Consider the following 16,298-nt stretch of genomic DNA (forward strand, 5'->3'; position numbering starts at 1 on the left):
AGTCGTTCCCTCTCTTTCCTTAATTACGTATACGTAATCAGTTATCATTTTGTTTCAAAATTATAGTAATTTTCGTCTTAACGTAATTACCGCTGTCGCGCAGATAAATTGCCACGAGTTGTTAGAAAGAGTTCCTCTATTTCAGCGGGCACACGTAAAAAACCTTACAGCCATTTGACTGTAAGGTTTAAACATTTTGATGAAGATAAAATTAGTCTTCGTGACGACGTGGTGCACGTGAACGACCTTGTCCACCTTCACGGCGACCTCCATCACGGCGTCCGCCATCTCGACGATTTCCATTTCCTCCACGACGATCTCCGCCACGTCCGCCATCACGACGTCCGTTAAAGTTACGGTTACCGCCGCGTCCACGATCACCGCCACGGTTGCTAGAACGCTCACGACGCATTGGTAATGGACGTTCTTCAGTAATTGTTACTGGCGTGTCATCCGGCTCTTTTGTTAATGAACGAATTGCAGCAGCTACAACATCGATTGCATCATGGTTTTCAAGTAATTCTGTCGCAAGTGTACGATAGTCACCTAGGTTATTGTTCGCAATAAGACCTTCTAGTGTTTCCAGAGCTAAGCGTTGTTGACCTACTAGCGCTTCGTCAGTTGTTGGTGGACGAAGTGGTGTCATACGTTTTTTCGTTGTTTCTTCTACAATACGTAGGTAACCCATTTCGCGTGGTGTTACAAATGTTACTGCAAGACCTGATTTACCTGCACGACCTGTACGGCCAATACGGTGAACATAAGACTCAGGATCTTGAGGAATATCGAAGTTATAAACATGTGTTACACCAGAAATATCAAGCCCACGAGCAGCTACATCTGTTGCCACAAGGATATCAATTTTATTTTCTTTAAACTGACGTAATACAGAAATACGTTTCGCTTGGCTTAAGTCACCATGGATTCCTTCAGCAAGATAACCACGAATTGATAATGCTTGTGCAAGCTCATCCACACGACGTTTTGTACGTCCAAAGATGATAGCAAGTTCTGGTTGGTGAACGTTTAATAAACGAGATAAAATGTCGAATTTTTCACGCTCAGCAGACTTCACAAAATATTGATCGATGTTATCAACTGTTAGTTCTTTCGCTTTAATTTTTACGATTTCTGGATCACGCATAAATGTCTCAGCAATTTTACGGATTGCTGGTGGCATTGTTGCTGAGAACAATAATGTTTGACGTTCAGAAGGCACGTTTTCTAAGATTGAATTAATATCATCGATAAAGCCCATGTTTAACATTTCATCAGCTTCATCAAGTACCAATGTTTGAACATCTTCTAATTTTAAAGTACGACGATTAATATGGTCAATTATACGACCAGGTGTACCTACAATAATTTGAGGTTTATTTTTTAGTGCACGGATTTGACGGCCGATTTCTTGACCACCGTAAACTGATAACAATTTTACACGTTTATCATAACCAATTTTATATAGCTCTTCTGAAACTTGAATCGCTAATTCACGAGTTGGAGCAATTACTAATGCTTGGATATTAGGGTTTTTTGGGTCAATTTTTTCGATAAGTGGAATCCCGAAAGCGGCAGTTTTACCTGTACCTGTTTGCGCTTGACCTAATACATCACGGCCTTCAATTGCAAAACGAATAGTACCTTCTTGGATTGGTGTTGCTTCTTCAAATCCCATACGCTTTACTGAGCGTAATGTAGATTCGCTAATATTTAATTCTGAAAAATTTGTCAAACTTCTCAATCTCCTTTTTTTGCTTTTAAGTTGACAAATGGTTACATTTTCAGATGAAGTTGTCGGCAAATTCGAGCCTGTGTTTTGGAACGTTTCCGTTACTTAAAATTTTTCTCTATATGATGGTCACATAGAGCTCTCTTATATGAAAAGGAAAGCCCGGTCTTTACCGAGCGGTTCGATTCTGTCGTAATTATTCACTTTAGAATAAAACCGTTGTGTTCAAAAAAAAGTACTCTTCAATCAAATATGAAGAGTCTTCGCACAAAATGTATCCATTGCTTACACTAGTCTAACATGGGATTAAAACGTATGCAACGATAACGCATGAGTCGTAATTATCTGACTACTTTACACACCCTTTAAAAACGACAAAACGCAAGAAAACCATTCAGAACAATCTTCACCATAACATATATGATGCTTCCCATTATCAGAAATATACAAAGTTTTATCGTTTGAGGTTACTTTATCATATAAAAATTGAGCCGTGTGATATGGTACTATTCCGTCTAATTTCCCTTGTACAATATACACTGGAATTTTAATATCTTTATAATACGGCTCCACCATTCGAACAAGCTTCATGAATTCTATCGTTGACGAAAGTGGCACATGATTAAACTTATGCCGGTATCGTAAATACAATTCATTACTAGACAGATTACGATGATATGCCTCCGTGGCAAGCATTTTAAAATCTTTGACTAGTTGCTTCGGACTGACATACTTGGCAGCTGCGCTTAGTAATACAAGCTTTTTCACCTTATAACGTTTAGCTAAATAGAGCGCTATAATGCCACCCATCGAAAACCCAACTATTATTACTTCATCTACTTTTTTAGCAAGATCACGAAAAGCGATCTCGGCATCCATTAGCCAATGCTTGGCTGTGAAACCACGCATTTGTAATTCCTCTCCATGTCCTGACAAAGTAGGTTCTTCAATCAGCCAATTTGTATGCGTACGTAAATAGGTAGTAAAAGGTTCTACTTCATACGGTCCTCCTGAAAATCCATGTATACATAACACACCTACCGACATTATTTTCACCTCTAAATGTGTAACTCATTTAAATCAAAAATTTAAAGAATCGGTGAGAGCGTATCCCACCGATTCCTATTTCATTTTATGACGTGAATGCATGTAAAATTGTTTCTAATTTCATACCCCGAGAGCCTTTTAGTAAAACGATAGACTTCTCATTAGCTTGCTGTAGTTTTTCGATAATTGGCGTATAATCATCCTCAACATATAGTAAATGTTCCTCATCAAAACGCTTTTTTAAGACTTCATTCAAATAAGCCATTCGTGGGCCAAATAAACATACATAAGCAATTTCTTCTGCACGAATATCCTTCGATAAATCTTCATGGAAATGCTTTTCATTTGGGCCAAGCTCCAGCATATCACCTAACACAAGCCATTTTTCTGGGCGAATCGTTGTCGATGCTACAAATTGAATAGCCGCCTTCATAGAGGTTGGTGCAGCATTGTATGCATCATTAATAAACAATGCCCCATTTGATCCATTCACTTGTTGCATGCGCATATCCGTTAGAGCTACTTGTTTTAAGGATGCACGAATTTGATCATCGTTTAAACCTAACTTTTGAGAAATTAACATAGCGACTAATGTATTTTTCACCTGGTGCTTCCCAAGAACGGAAATAAAGAAATCTCCTTCTATTACACCATGTGTAGAGAAGCCACTACCATCAGAAGTCGCTTCAATATTGTCTGCATATAGTAGATTGCTGTGCTCTAAGCCAAATGCCACTGCATTTAACTGCTGCTCTTTCGCAACTAGTTCTTGAAGTAGCGGTTCATCTCCATCATAAAATAGCACTCCATCCGATTGCATTCCTTGAATTATTTCAAACTTGGCTTTAGCGATTCCGGCACGTGAGCCTAAATCTTGCATATGAGCCTCGCCAATGTTTGTAATAACCGTCATATGTGGACGAGCAAGCTTCGTTAAAAATTCTATTTCACCAAAACCACTCATACCCATTTCAAGCACAGCAACATCAGTATCTTCATCTAGCTGTAAAACTGTAATAGGTAAACCTAGTTCATTATTAAAATTCCCAATGGTCTTTTGTACTTTAAAAAATGGTGTTAGCGTTCCCGCTAAAATATCTTTCGTTGATGTTTTACCGTTTGAACCAGTAATGCCAATAAATTTTGCTTTATGCTCACTACGATAGGCACGAGCCATTTGCTGAAGCGCTATTTCTGGATCATCTACAAAGAGTAATGGTACACCTTGTGGTGGATTTAGTTCATCTTTCTGCCAAAGAGAAGCACCCGCTCCTTTTTCAAAGGCCTGCAGAACAAATTTATGCCCATTGGCCGTCTCTCCACGAAATGGTACAAACAGGTCCCCTTGTTGAATTGTACGTGTATCAATGGAAATTCCTGATACTACCGTATCACCAAAAGCTGGCACATCTTCATTTAACCATGTAGCTAACTGTTTTAATGTTTTTTTCACAATAATCCCACTCAGTCTTTTTTATAGTGAAGCTGTTGTTTTTCTTCAAAACGCTCAATTGCTAATGTAATCAGACGATTAATCAGCTCTGGGTAGCTTACATTTGTATGCTGCCATAGAAGAGGATACATGCTAACAGGTGTAAAACCTGGCATTGTATTCACTTCGTTAATATAAATGCTGTTATCGGCCGTCACAAAAAAGTCCGCACGAACTAAACCGCTTCCATCAATAGCTTTGAACGCACACTTTGCTAGCTCCTGTAGGCTTGATACAGTATCTTCAGGAACCTCTGCTGGAATAATAAGGGCTGTTGAGCCATCTTTATATTTAGAGTCATAATCATAAAATTCAGTAACAGGTTTAATTTCACCAGGTACAGAAACTTCCGGGAAGTCATTTCCTAGCACAGCTAGTTCAATTTCACGAGCGACAATACCTTGCTCAATTACAATTTTTCGATCATACTGTAAAGCGATTTCGATTGCCTTCACTAATTCATCGCGGTTTGTTGCCTTGTTAATTCCGACACTTGATCCCAAGTTTGCAGGTTTCACAAACATCGGCCACTTCAACTTTTCTTCACAACGATCCAGGATTGCCTCCTGTTCATTAGCCCATTCGCTACGAATGAAGTACGTATACGGTACTTGTGGTAAGCCGGCAATTTCAAATAATTGCTTCATGATTACTTTATCCATGCCAGTTGCTGATGCTAATACACCATTTCCTACATACGGCAAATTTAGAACCTCAAGTAAACCTTGAACAGTTCCATCTTCACCATTAGTACCATGAAGTAATGGGAAAATTACATCGAATTGTACAGTTTTACCATCTTTATCCATTAAAAAAGTTGTAATATTATTTTCTAAAATAGTGGCATCATCACCAAATTGTAATTCTTCAATTGTACTTACAGGTTTATTTAGACGCTCGCCGCGGCGCCACTCTCCTTCAAGTGTAATGAAAATCGGATATACTTCATACTCCTCGAAATTCAAAGCTCCAGTGACTGCACGTGCTGTCGATAATGACACCTCATGCTCCGCCGACTTTCCACCGTATAATAAACCGATTCTTTTTTTCATTTTTGTGCCCTCCGCATACTTCTTGAGTACTATTAGTTTATCATGAAACGTCTAGACAAATGACATCAATTTCACCTTGGTGTAATTACATCCAAATTTTGTGAGGATGTGAAGTTTTTAGCCTAACATCCTCTATTTTACTAGGTGTTTGGATACCCTTTGAAAAGGTACCACATCCTCATTCATCTCGCCACCAGGGAAAGGTAGTGTTTTGTGTAGCTGACGCTTTGCTTTCGCTACAAAAAAACTGACTGAAGATAAAAATCTCACCGTATTTTGACGGTGAGATTTAGTGTATATTCATTCTACGTAAAATGAATAGATCAATTGCCTGGGCATAATTGCATTAGGTATCAGCTTTGTGCTTAGGCCTCGTCAGTTAACCGTTATCGCATGGATGCGATGATTTTAGGCTAACATCCCCTCAGTGAACGCCCATCTGATTTCGTGAAATCCGCCGGGCAGATGTTTTTTGCGCGAAAGCGAAGGAGTCAACGGCTGATGTTGGTCACTCAGTCGTTACCACAGGATGTGGCTTCTTAGAGTTCCTCTATTTCAAGGATACCCGCTGAAAGAAGTTAAATAATATAAATCAATTCATCGTGCTCATTTTTCAAAATTGTATTTAAATCATCCCATACCTCATCAGGAAAGGAGTATTCTGACAGATTGCGAATTTCGATACCGTAAGCTACTTTAGGTTTTTCAATTCGATACAATGATAACAGTGCTCCGTCTTTAGTAAAAGAACGATAGGCACGCAAAAATTCAGGTGAAATAGAAGGAATACTCGATTTCACTTTCCGTCGCCAAAAACCAGTGCTACGCTCCTTTTCACGAATCAAACTGTTCAAAACATTCGCAATGAGTAAATCGAAATCACTTAAATGGCGAAAATAAATTTTAGTCATTTTCTCTAAATCTGAAGAATAGTAGACAAATTGATTTTGCAATTTATTAAAAAATGGTGAAGTTATCGGTTCCTTTTTATGACTTATGTAAAGCAATTCTCCTTGTTCCATCGGTGTTAGTTGGTCTAGCCTCTTCTCATCCATAAAGTCTATCCAACATAATTCTTTGGATTCAGTAGCTTTCTTTACAAACTGAGGTACTTCCTCCTCCGGTACATAATCAAACTGTGTATGCATATTAAAGGAACCATCTTCATAGGAATGTTTCAATAACAGTAAGTGATGCAATGGTTCAAGTGCAGCCACAAATTGCGAGAATTTAAGCCCGCTAAAAATAACAAATTTATCAACATCATTCATATGAACATAAACATGATACATAAAATCGTCAGCCGACTTCAATTTTTTAGCCACAACCATCACCCCATTCTTCACTACATTATAAAACTAAACATGAATTTTTTGAAACATTTTATGCTAATAATCGTCATAACAATATTCATAGGCGTAAAAATGTTTTTTAAGGTATAATAGGAATGTTAAAGATGCTGTTGTAAATCTGTTTTTAACCACTCTGAATGAACAAATTTTATGAATATAATTCTATTCATTCTTAACAAATAACTGCGAGGATTCTAAGCTAAAGGCAAGCATTGAACCTCATCGTTAACAAACTTTCTTCGGCGTCCATATTTACCTCTTGACCTAAGGTGAATAACTCCTTATCAATTTGGCCTTGGCATAATTACGTTCGGAATCAGCTTTGTGCTTGCACAAAGAGCTCATTTCCGATTCGACTTTCTTTTCGGGTATTTGAAAAGTAGCTTAAAAAGTCGCATGCATTTCACCACCGAAAGAAGCGGGAGACTTTTGTTGAAAGAAGTTAAATATATTTGGTAGCATATTGAATTGGAATTTATTTAAATCAAATTTACTCATGAAGAGATACTATATTAATTTAGGTGGCTTGTATGGAAAATAAACGAAATTTCGCGAATCGTTTTGACTGGACGCTCGCTTTTATACTTTTAACCTTCCTAGTCATAAGTTTGTTAGCCATTGCGTCGGCGCAAACATCAGGTCAGTATGGCGTTAACTATGTTCCTTTACAATTGCGATGGTACGTCATTTGCTCAGTAATTATTGGAATAGTTATGTTTTTTGAACCTGACCAATATAAAAAAATGTCTTGGTATATGTACGGTGCAGGCATCGCCTTATTAGTACTACTTATCTTCATGCCAGAAGGAACAGGACAAATCGGTGAAAAAATTAATGGTGCAAAAAGCTGGTATCACACACCTCTAGGGAATATTCAACCCTCTGAGTTTATGAAAACCTTTTACATTCTAGCACTTGCCCGACTTATTAGTAAGCACAACGAGGTTTATTCTTTTAGATCAGTAAAAACAGACTTCATATTGCTAGCTAAAATCGCTGCTACACTGTTACTACCTTTAGCTCTTATCATGAAGCAGCCTGACCTTGGTTCAGCATTAGTATTCTTTGCCATTACAGCTGCTGTTGTTATTGTAGCAGGTATATCGTGGAAAATTATTTTACCGACTTTTATAGGTGGCGCTTTAGTAGGTGGTTCTCTTTTATGGATGGCGCTCTATATGCAGAGTTTTTTAGAGAAAACATTCGGCTTTAAACCATATCAGTTTGCTCGAATCTATTCTTGGCTAGACCCATATTCATATTCTTCTAGTGATGGATACCATTTAATTACTTCCTTAAACGCTATTGGTTCAGGTGAAATTTTCGGAAAAGGTTTCCGTGGTCGTGAGGTTTACGTTGCCGAAAATCATACCGATTTTATTTTTACGGTTATCGGAGAAGAATGGGGTTTTATTGGTGCTAGTATCGTTATTTGTATGTTCTTTTTATTAATCTATCATTTAACAAAAACTACACTATTATTGAAAGATCCATTCTCAACATATGTATGTGCCGGTATTATTGCAATGATTACTTTCCACGTACTTGAAAATATCGGTATGACTATTCAACTTTTACCTATTACCGGTATTCCCCTACCGTTTATCAGTTATGGGGGAAGTTCATTAATGGGGAACTCGCTAGCCATCGGTCTTGTTTTCAGTATGCGTTTCCACTATCGTACTTACATGTTTACTACCCACGACGACGATGATTAATGATGAATATAAAAAATGGGTAGTCTCAATTACGAGACTACCCATTTTTAATTTGAACGAGTTAAGCTTGAACTTGCGGAGTTTGCGTTGGTGGTGTGAGCACTTTTAAAAGTTCAAGTCGAGACTTTGTTACAGTGGCTGTTACACCCAACTTAGATAAATTCGAAACGATCTTTTTCAAATCTACTTCTTTTTTCATACATTCCACCTCAATCTTTCCTCGAATTTATATAACGTTTTATTTCCAAAAAAGTTTCATTTTTGCAAGTGTATGATGTCTGACGAGTTAATCTCTTTCTATCATACCATTTAACTCTGCTTTAAAATTTTTCATTTCTGTTACAATGTAAATTTTTCCTTAACATACTATTTACCATCTCATCATTAACTATATCGTGTTAATAAACGTAATTCTCTATAAACTAATTTACCACTAACTGGCAAAAATAAACATAAAAATTTAAATAGCAATATACCCTCTAGTAGTATACCCCAGAGATAATTTAATACACTATGCGTCAATCGATACAAAAAATTAAAAATGGAATGAGTCCATTTAGTTACTTTAAAGCTCGTTATTCATTTTTAATATCAATATAATTACATTATTAACAGTCTGCCGTTTTTTATACATTGGTTTAGCCTCGTTTCCCTATTGCATTGTCCTTTACATAGTATGCACCTTAGCAAATGTCATCCCTTACTTTCCAATAGGTACTTAAACTGTTTTGTCTTCCGTTTTCTTGTAATAACAATAACAAGAGAGGTAGAATATACATACTAAAATATCGTATGAAAGCAGGGTACTGTATGAAAAAGGCAATTTTATTATTAATGTCTGTCCAATTCCTCGTCTACCTAGGATTCGGGATTATTATACCGATCTTACCTGAGGTTGTAGTTCAGCAAAATTGGGATGATTTACACGTAGGTGGCCTACTTACAGTGTACTCGCTTGCAAGTTTTTTCACTGCACCACTTTGGGGTATGCTGTCCGATAAGGTAGGTCGTAAACAACTTATATTAATAGGCCTAGCTGGTTTTAGCTTAAGCTTTGTTATTTTCTCTTTATTTATTGATAATTTAGCAATGTTGTACTTCTCACGTGTTGTAGGTGGTTTATTCTCAGGCGCACTATACACATCTGTGACAGGCTTTATAGGAGATATGTCGAGTGAGGAGGATCGCAATAAATATATGGGTTTCATGGGCATGTCCATCGGGCTCGGTTTTATTTTTGGTCCTGCAATTGGTGGTATGCTCGGACACTATAGTCTGCAACTACCATTTGTCGTTTCTGCAACACTAATTACACTATTATTTATTTATGCAAGTTTTGTTTTAAAAGAACCTACAAAACGAAAAGATACAAATAAACGTGCCATCGTGCCAAAGGGTGCGGCCAAAATGCTGCAGTACCGTGTGCGATATTTATTTATGTTCTCGTTTTTAGTAACTTTTATGCTGGCCGGAGTAGAAGCAACGTTCCAGTTATTCCAAATTGACCGAATTCAAATCACACCGTTACAAATTGGTTATTTGTTTATGTTTAGTGGCTTTGTAGATGCAGCTATTCAAGGCGGTGTTGTTAGACGTATTAAAAATGGCAGCGAGACAACTTGGTTAATAGGTGCACAAATTGTCACAGCCGCGGGTATGCTTTTATTCACTTTAACAGCTAATTTAATTATGGCAGGTTTTGCCCTTTGTGTTTTCACAGCAGGAAATGCGCTTGCAAGAACATGTGTCGTATCTCTTTCGACCAAAGAATCTGGTGGTCAATACGGGACTGCTGCAGGTCTTTCTTATTCAATGGATAACCTAGGACGCATACTAGGTCCACTATTCTTCACTTGGCTATTTACGATGCAATCTAGTCTAGGCTATTATACTGCAGCAGCAGTAGCATTCATTTCAATAACTTTAATATTTATTTTTAAAGCATCAAATAAATCTTTACGACTTGAATAATTTATTGATAAAAAGCCGTAACTTAATAGTAATTCGTAACACAATAAAGATTGGACCCATTAATTATGCTTTAGCATAATTGCGTCTAAAATCGGCTTTGTGCGAAGCGGTAGTAACAGCAAGATGTTGGTCACTCAGTCGTTGCCACCGGACGTGGCGTTCCTCTATCTCAGCGGATGATTTCCGGCTAACCGCATTTACTTACCACCTTATCGAGATGGAAGACATCTGTGCCTGCCGCTACGCTTTCGGTTAAAAGACATCCTGCTTAAAGAAGTTATAGCAGAATATCGGAGGGCTCTGCATGAACAAAATAACAAATCTTTTACTTCCAAAAGAGCTAGAATCGTTTCGTTTTGAAATTGAAGATACACTACTTTCCGCGATGATTATCACGCCATATAAACGTTCAACTACGTTAACGGAAAGTAAATTTGCTGGGGACCCTTATATACCCTATTATCAAACATATCCAAAAGATATTACAGGCGAGCCTATGCGGCTATTAGCTCAAATTAACTTTGCAGAAATGCCACCACTAAAGGATTTCCCATCTCAGGGTATTTTGCAATTTTTTATTTCATCTAATATTTTCGTGAATGCTGATCATTATCATGAGGATATTTTTCAGCAATTTTATAAAATACGTTTTTATCCTACTGTAAATTTTGAAGCGACCGTCCCTAGACAGGAATTTTTAGCACAAACAGCAGATGACAGGTTCCCTATTCGTCAGGAGTTAGCATTACAATTTCAAGCGATCCAAGAACCTGTTTCTGCTTTAGATTATCGCGCGATACATTGTTTACCAAACTTAATTCCTTCATCACAAGATGTTGATTTACGAGAGATTTATCTACAATATTTCTTAGGGGCTGGAGCTAAAATCGGTGGTTATGCCTATTTTTTAGAGGAAGATATCCGTCACGGATCGCAGCTCCTTAAACGGTATGATGTATTGTTACTCCAAATCGACTCTAATGATGAGATCGGTATTATGTGGGCAGATAGCGGCGTTGGGAAGTTTTTTATTAACCGAGAGAAGCTTCTTCAAAGGGATTTTTCTGATATTTTATTTCAATGGGAGCATTATTGATCCTCATTCGAAAAATGTAGCGGCAGCTTATAACAATTACGGAAAGGCGAAATTGATTGTGGATTACCTCGCTAGTTTCGGAGGTAATCCTTTTCCATGCTTACTAACAAATTTCGTATCTTCTTTCCGCCTATAAAGTAAGCTATACTAGATATATTGCGAAAATATAGTAAAGGCAGGTGTAGAAATGAGTATGTTTACTGACTTTGGATTTCTAGTATCTTTGATTATGTTTATCAATATTTTAGCAGCAATGGTCATAATTTTTTTAGAGCGTAAAGATGCCACTTCTACATGGGCATGGATTCTAGTACTATTTTTCATTCCTTTAGGTGGGTTTATTTTATACTTGCTATTCGGACGACAATTACGGAGAAAGCATTTATTCCGTTGGGAAGGACGCAAGGATATTGGTATCGATAACCTCATTAGCTATCAGACAGAAGCGATCCGAGATGATACGTTCGAGTTTCGTATAGAAAATGCGGAAAATTATAAAGAAATGATTTATATGCATCTTAAAACAAATAATGCAGTATTAACACAGGACAACCACATTGATATTTTTGATGATGGTGCAAATAAATTTGAGCAACTTCTGAAAGATATTGAGGTAGCAAAAGATCATATTCACGTTCAATATTATATTTTCCGTCTAGATAACTTAGGTACAAGCATTATCGATAAACTTATAAAAAAAGCAAAACAAGGGGTTAAGGTAAGAATCTTATATGATGAAATGGGCTCACGCAACGTTAAAAAACGCCATTTCAAAGAATTGCTTAATGCGGGCGGTGAAATCGAAGTATTTTTCCCATCTATTTTTCCACTTATAAACCCTCGTTTAAATTTTAGAAATCACCGGAAAATTGTTGTGATTGATGGCCGTATTGGTTACATCGGGGGCTTTAATGTCGGGGATGAGTATCTTGGTCTACAAAAGAAATTTGGATATTGGCGAGATACACATTTACGTATTGAGGGTAGTGCCGTGCATCCATTACAAACACGCTTTTTACTTGATTGGAATCAAGCTTGCGCACAACATAAAATGGGGTATTCGGACCGTTACTTCCCCGCTATTCCGAAAAAAGGTAATGTGGGCTTACAAATCGTATCTAGTGGTCCAGACTCTGAATGGGAACAAATTAAAATTGGTTATTTAAAGCTTATTAATATGGCGAAAAAATATATATATATCCAAACGCCATATTTCATACCCGATGTTAGTTTTTTAGAAGCTATTAAAATTGCGACGCTTTCAGGTATAGATGTAAGGATTATGATTCCGAATAAGCCTGATCATATGTTTGTTTATTGGGCTACATACTCATACGTAGGACAATTATTGCGTGCAGGTGCAAAAGTTTATATATACGAGAAGGGCTTTATTCATGCTAAAGCAATTATTATTGATGATGAAGCATCCACAGTCGGAACTGCAAACCTTGACGTACGAAGTTTCAGTTTGAATTTTGAAGTTAATGCATTTATCTATGACTCAACGATTTCACATCAGCTTGCTGAGCTGTTTGAAAAGGATATTTTTGATTGCACTGAGTTAACTTGGGAAATGTACAAAAACCGTTCTACACTGATTAAATTTAAAGAATCAGTTTCACGTTTATTAACACCTATCTTGTAGGCTGTAGAAAAGGAAGAGAGCTCGTTCATTCATTATGAACAACTCTCTTCCCTTTTTTATTTCACACCTAAATATTCTTCTAGGGTAATATTTTGTTTTTTTATGTCTTTTGCTATGTCTACACCAACATAACGATAGTGCCATGACTCATACATATAACCTGTGATATCTTCTTTATTTTTGGGGAATCGTAAAATAAAGCCGTAGTCTTGAGCATGCGTAAATAACCATTGTCCAGCTGGCGTCTCACCGAATTCTTCAGTTAGCCATAAACTATTTTTGCCGTTTTCCCCTATATCAAAGGCCAAACCTGTTTGATGTTCTGAATAACCTGGTCGAGCACTATAGCGATCAGCAGCAGCTTGCCCATCACGTTTAGCATAGTTATTATATAATGTTGTTTGGTATTCAAAAGATCGATAGCCGCTAAATGCCACTAAATCAAAACCTTGTTGTTTTGCAGCCGCAAACATTTTGTTTAGAGCTTGACGTGCCTCAGGATTTTCTCCAGGCGCAAAGGTAGATGGTAGCGGATATATTTTATTCGCTAATAAAATACCGTTTATATATGTCGGCTCAGTTGGTAATGTTTGATTTGGTACATAGCCATTTTCATCTGTCTTCTGCTCTGGCTTCACAGGATTATCTGCTGTTTTTTTCGGCTCTTCTTTTGCAGCTGAATCTTTTTTAGATGGTTCTGCTGTTAGTTGTTTTTCTTCATCTGATGCATTACTTACTTGTTTATTTTTATAGTTATACACTACGAAAATAGAGACAACAAGCGCCACTGAGATTACAGCACCAAGGATGAGTGGTAAACGTTTCTTTTTCACTATTTTTTACCCCTTTTAAAGTTATCCAGTACTACATAGTAAGGATTTTCTTTTAAAGAATTAAATCTATTGTAGAAAGAGCAGTCCTTCAGTAAGTACCGATATTAGTTTTACTATATTGATATAGTCTCATTTTACCACTGTTCACAATTTAGAGTGAGGTTTTCACCAATTATTTTTAAACTTCTTTTCGCAATCAAACACTTGTACCTGTCGCTACAAAAGATAATTACAGAAAGCAGTTTAAGCCTCCGATGCCAAGGAAAATTGATGTTACTCTGTTAGTCTGTGAGAATAATAATCAACACGACTATAGAAGCAATTGAGAAAAAGATTGCCATATACTTCATCCATTTTGCCTCTTTTACATAGCCTTGCTCTTTAAAACTTTTTGCCCTAAAGCCATTCGATACGGCAAACATAATAGTCATTGCCAATACTGCAAAATTAAAATTACCCATGATAATAAATACGATAGCCGCAATACTAAAAATCGCGACTAGAATAGATGATAGCAACTTTATGTTCATCTTGCTGTCCTCCTAAAAAAATCGAGGCTACATAGGCGCCTCGACAAAAATTATTTTATTAGTCTACTTTTTCCGGATGCTCCGAATAAAATTTTCGACCGATATATGTTTGAATAATCAACAACGCACCGCTGACTGACCAGTAAAGTGGTAGGGCTGCCATAGATGTCATCGAGATAAAGACAATCATAATTGGTGAAATATAAATAAACATTTTCATTTGTGCTTTTTGTTGCTCTGGTACTGTCCATAATGATACACGTGCTTGAACTAAATAGACAAGACCCGCGACAATTGTCATAGCGATATCAGGTGAACCTAAGCTAAACCATAAAAATTCGTGTGCCTTCACGTCTGTAGAATATAAAATGGAGAAATAAAGACCCATGATAATTGGCATTTGAATTAACATTGGTAAACAGCCCATGTTGAGTGGATTGATACCATGTTTTTGATATAATGCCATCATTTCTTGTTGATACTGCGTTTGCTCTTCTTTTGTCTTTGCTTCCTTCATTTTTTTCTGAACAGCTTCCATTTCAGGCTTAAACGCATCCATTTTCAATTTCATCTTTTGCTGGGAACGGTAATTTTTTAACATAATCGGCATTAAGATTAAACGAATAAGAACCGTAATAGCAATGATTGCTAAACCATAGCTACCTGAAAACGTGTTACCGAAAAATTCTAATAAAAATTCCATTGGTTTTACAAAGACACTATAGAAAAAACCTTCTTTGTTTTGCACAGCTTGACAGCCACTAAGAACAAAAACGGCGAGTCCAAGCATTGAAAATAGCTTCAAATTTTTCATTTTTCCACCTACTATTATTTATCAACTAAAATGAAGTATACATTATCTGGCCTATCTTTATCAAATAGCAAGTGCTACTTATTCGATCATATAAAAAAGATGCGCGCTTTAGCATCGCTAATGCGTCCGCATCTTTTTATTAATCTTATTTATTAACCATTTATACTTCGGACTTTAGACGTTTTGAAGCTCTGATTCCGCCATCTCAAAACGATAAAACTCGTGATGTAGTTCATCTCGGAAATGTTTGGGTGTTACCCCAGTATATTTTTTAAAGATGCGGGTAAAATAACTTTGGTTACAGAAATGGAATTGATCTGAAATAGAAGTAATACTTTTATTTGTGTGTCTTAAATAGTACTGTGACTCTTCTACTCGACGAACATTTAAATATTCAACTAGTGTAATACCAACATGTTCTCTAAAAATACGCGATAAGTGACTAGTACTAATATGGAAGTTATTTGCGATGCTTTCCACTGTTAAGTCATTTTCTAATTCATCATTTATATACATAATTACCTTATTAACTGTTTGGTGACGGAAAGTCGGTTGCTTGCGATCTGCAATAAAATAGACAAAGAAATCGATTAAATCATCAGCAAATTGTAAAAATTCTGCGTCTTTCATTTGATTTTCGATCATATCATTACAAGCAATGTTAAAAGCAAATGCTTTCTTCGAAGGAACTTGATTGTCTAGCAATTTACGAGCAACAATTGACGACAAAACAGAAAAATAACTTCGAACAATTTTAATGACTTGTTTGCCAAAACGTATTGAAAGAATATCAATTAATTCATGCAAAGATTTTTTAGCTTTTGCCGATTCTAAATGGTAAATTTCAAATATTAATTTCGACTCAATATTAAAAAATTCTTCTATACCGATGTATTGATTAATACTATCGATTTCTTGAAAGTATCTTTTGGATATCGTTTCTGACATAGAATGTTGATGTAGTTGCATAATCTTCCCCATCTTTCTTCAGATTGCACGAATTGCTTTTACATTTTTTG

At 36.6% G+C, this 16,298-nt stretch carries 14 protein-coding genes; 4 read left to right on the forward strand and 10 right to left on the reverse strand.

Annotation, left to right across the window (positions count from 1 at the left end; genetic code table 11):
• Positions 1 to 211: 211 nt before the first annotated feature.
• The 5 genes from MY533_RS19810 to MY533_RS19830 all read right to left on the reverse strand — a co-directional run bounded on the left by MY533_RS19810 (position 212) and on the right by MY533_RS19830 (position 6,651).
• Entirely contained in the window at positions 212 to 1,732 is a 1,521-nt protein-coding gene (locus MY533_RS19810) for a degradosome RNA helicase CshA (RefSeq protein WP_132361620.1), read from the reverse strand.
• A 351-nt stretch (positions 1,733 to 2,083) separates the two neighbouring features.
• Entirely contained in the window at positions 2,084 to 2,776 is a 693-nt protein-coding gene (locus MY533_RS19815; RefSeq protein ID WP_248717290.1) for an alpha/beta hydrolase, read from the reverse strand.
• A gap of 85 nt (positions 2,777 to 2,861) precedes the next feature.
• A complete protein-coding gene (gene murF, locus MY533_RS19820; RefSeq protein WP_248717291.1) occupies positions 2,862 to 4,229 on the reverse strand; it encodes a UDP-N-acetylmuramoyl-tripeptide--D-alanyl-D-alanine ligase in 1,368 nt (455 codons plus the stop codon).
• Positions 4,230 to 4,240: 11 nt separating this feature from the next.
• Positions 4,241 to 5,320 (reverse strand): D-alanine--D-alanine ligase, encoded by a 1,080-nt coding sequence (locus MY533_RS19825; RefSeq protein WP_248717292.1) that lies wholly within the window; start codon positions 5,318 to 5,320, stop codon positions 4,241 to 4,243.
• Between the two features lie 578 nt (positions 5,321 to 5,898).
• Complete coding sequence (locus MY533_RS19830) at positions 5,899 to 6,651, reverse strand: hypothetical protein (RefSeq protein WP_132361612.1); 753 nt, start codon at positions 6,649 to 6,651, stop codon at positions 5,899 to 5,901.
• A gap of 551 nt (positions 6,652 to 7,202) precedes the next feature.
• Here MY533_RS19830 and MY533_RS19835 point away from each other — a divergent pair.
• Complete coding sequence (locus MY533_RS19835) at positions 7,203 to 8,390, forward strand: FtsW/RodA/SpoVE family cell cycle protein (protein WP_248717293.1); 1,188 nt, start codon at positions 7,203 to 7,205, stop codon at positions 8,388 to 8,390.
• Positions 8,391 to 8,451: 61 nt separating this feature from the next.
• Here MY533_RS19835 and MY533_RS19840 read toward each other — a convergent pair whose 3' ends face one another.
• On the reverse strand, positions 8,452 to 8,589 hold the full coding sequence (locus MY533_RS19840) for an Lmo0850 family protein (protein WP_166672133.1): 138 nt from the start codon (positions 8,587 to 8,589) through the stop codon (positions 8,452 to 8,454).
• 611 nt (positions 8,590 to 9,200) lie between these two features.
• Between MY533_RS19840 and MY533_RS19845 the strand changes: the two genes are divergently transcribed.
• The 3 genes from MY533_RS19845 (at position 9,201) to cls (ending at position 13,102) form a co-directional block, all read left to right on the forward strand.
• The gene (locus tag MY533_RS19845; RefSeq protein WP_248717294.1) at positions 9,201 to 10,361 is read left to right on the forward strand and encodes an MFS transporter; all 1,161 of its coding nucleotides are present in this window, start codon (positions 9,201 to 9,203) and stop codon (positions 10,359 to 10,361) included.
• A 304-nt stretch (positions 10,362 to 10,665) separates the two neighbouring features.
• Positions 10,666 to 11,457: a YwqG family protein gene (locus MY533_RS19850; RefSeq protein WP_248717295.1), complete on the forward strand. Its 792-nt coding sequence runs from the start codon at positions 10,666 to 10,668 to the stop codon at positions 11,455 to 11,457.
• Positions 11,458 to 11,644: 187 nt separating this feature from the next.
• Positions 11,645 to 13,102 carry a cardiolipin synthase gene (gene cls / locus MY533_RS19855; protein ID WP_248717296.1) on the forward strand — a complete coding sequence of 486 codons (1,458 nt, stop codon included), beginning with the start codon at positions 11,645 to 11,647 and terminating at the stop codon, positions 13,100 to 13,102.
• Between the two features lie 56 nt (positions 13,103 to 13,158).
• Here the strand turns inward: cls and MY533_RS19860 are convergent, their stop codons facing one another.
• From MY533_RS19860 to MY533_RS19875, 4 genes are all read right to left on the reverse strand, one after another.
• Positions 13,159 to 13,935, reverse strand: coding sequence for a M15 family metallopeptidase (locus MY533_RS19860; RefSeq protein ID WP_248717297.1), 777 nt, complete (start codon positions 13,933 to 13,935; stop codon positions 13,159 to 13,161).
• Between the two features lie 281 nt (positions 13,936 to 14,216).
• A complete protein-coding gene (locus tag MY533_RS19865) occupies positions 14,217 to 14,465 on the reverse strand; it encodes a hypothetical protein (protein WP_132361600.1) in 249 nt (82 codons plus the stop codon).
• Between the two features lie 58 nt (positions 14,466 to 14,523).
• Positions 14,524 to 15,279 (reverse strand): membrane protein insertase YidC, encoded by a 756-nt coding sequence (gene yidC / locus MY533_RS19870; RefSeq protein WP_132361598.1) that lies wholly within the window; start codon positions 15,277 to 15,279, stop codon positions 14,524 to 14,526.
• Between the two features lie 174 nt (positions 15,280 to 15,453).
• On the reverse strand, positions 15,454 to 16,248 hold the full coding sequence (locus MY533_RS19875; RefSeq protein ID WP_132361596.1) for a helix-turn-helix transcriptional regulator: 795 nt from the start codon (positions 16,246 to 16,248) through the stop codon (positions 15,454 to 15,456).
• Between the last annotated feature and the right edge of the window lie 50 nt (positions 16,249 to 16,298).

The organism is Lysinibacillus sp. Ag94 (assembly GCF_023242215.1).
Lineage (GTDB): Bacteria > Bacillota > Bacilli > Bacillales_A > Planococcaceae > Lysinibacillus.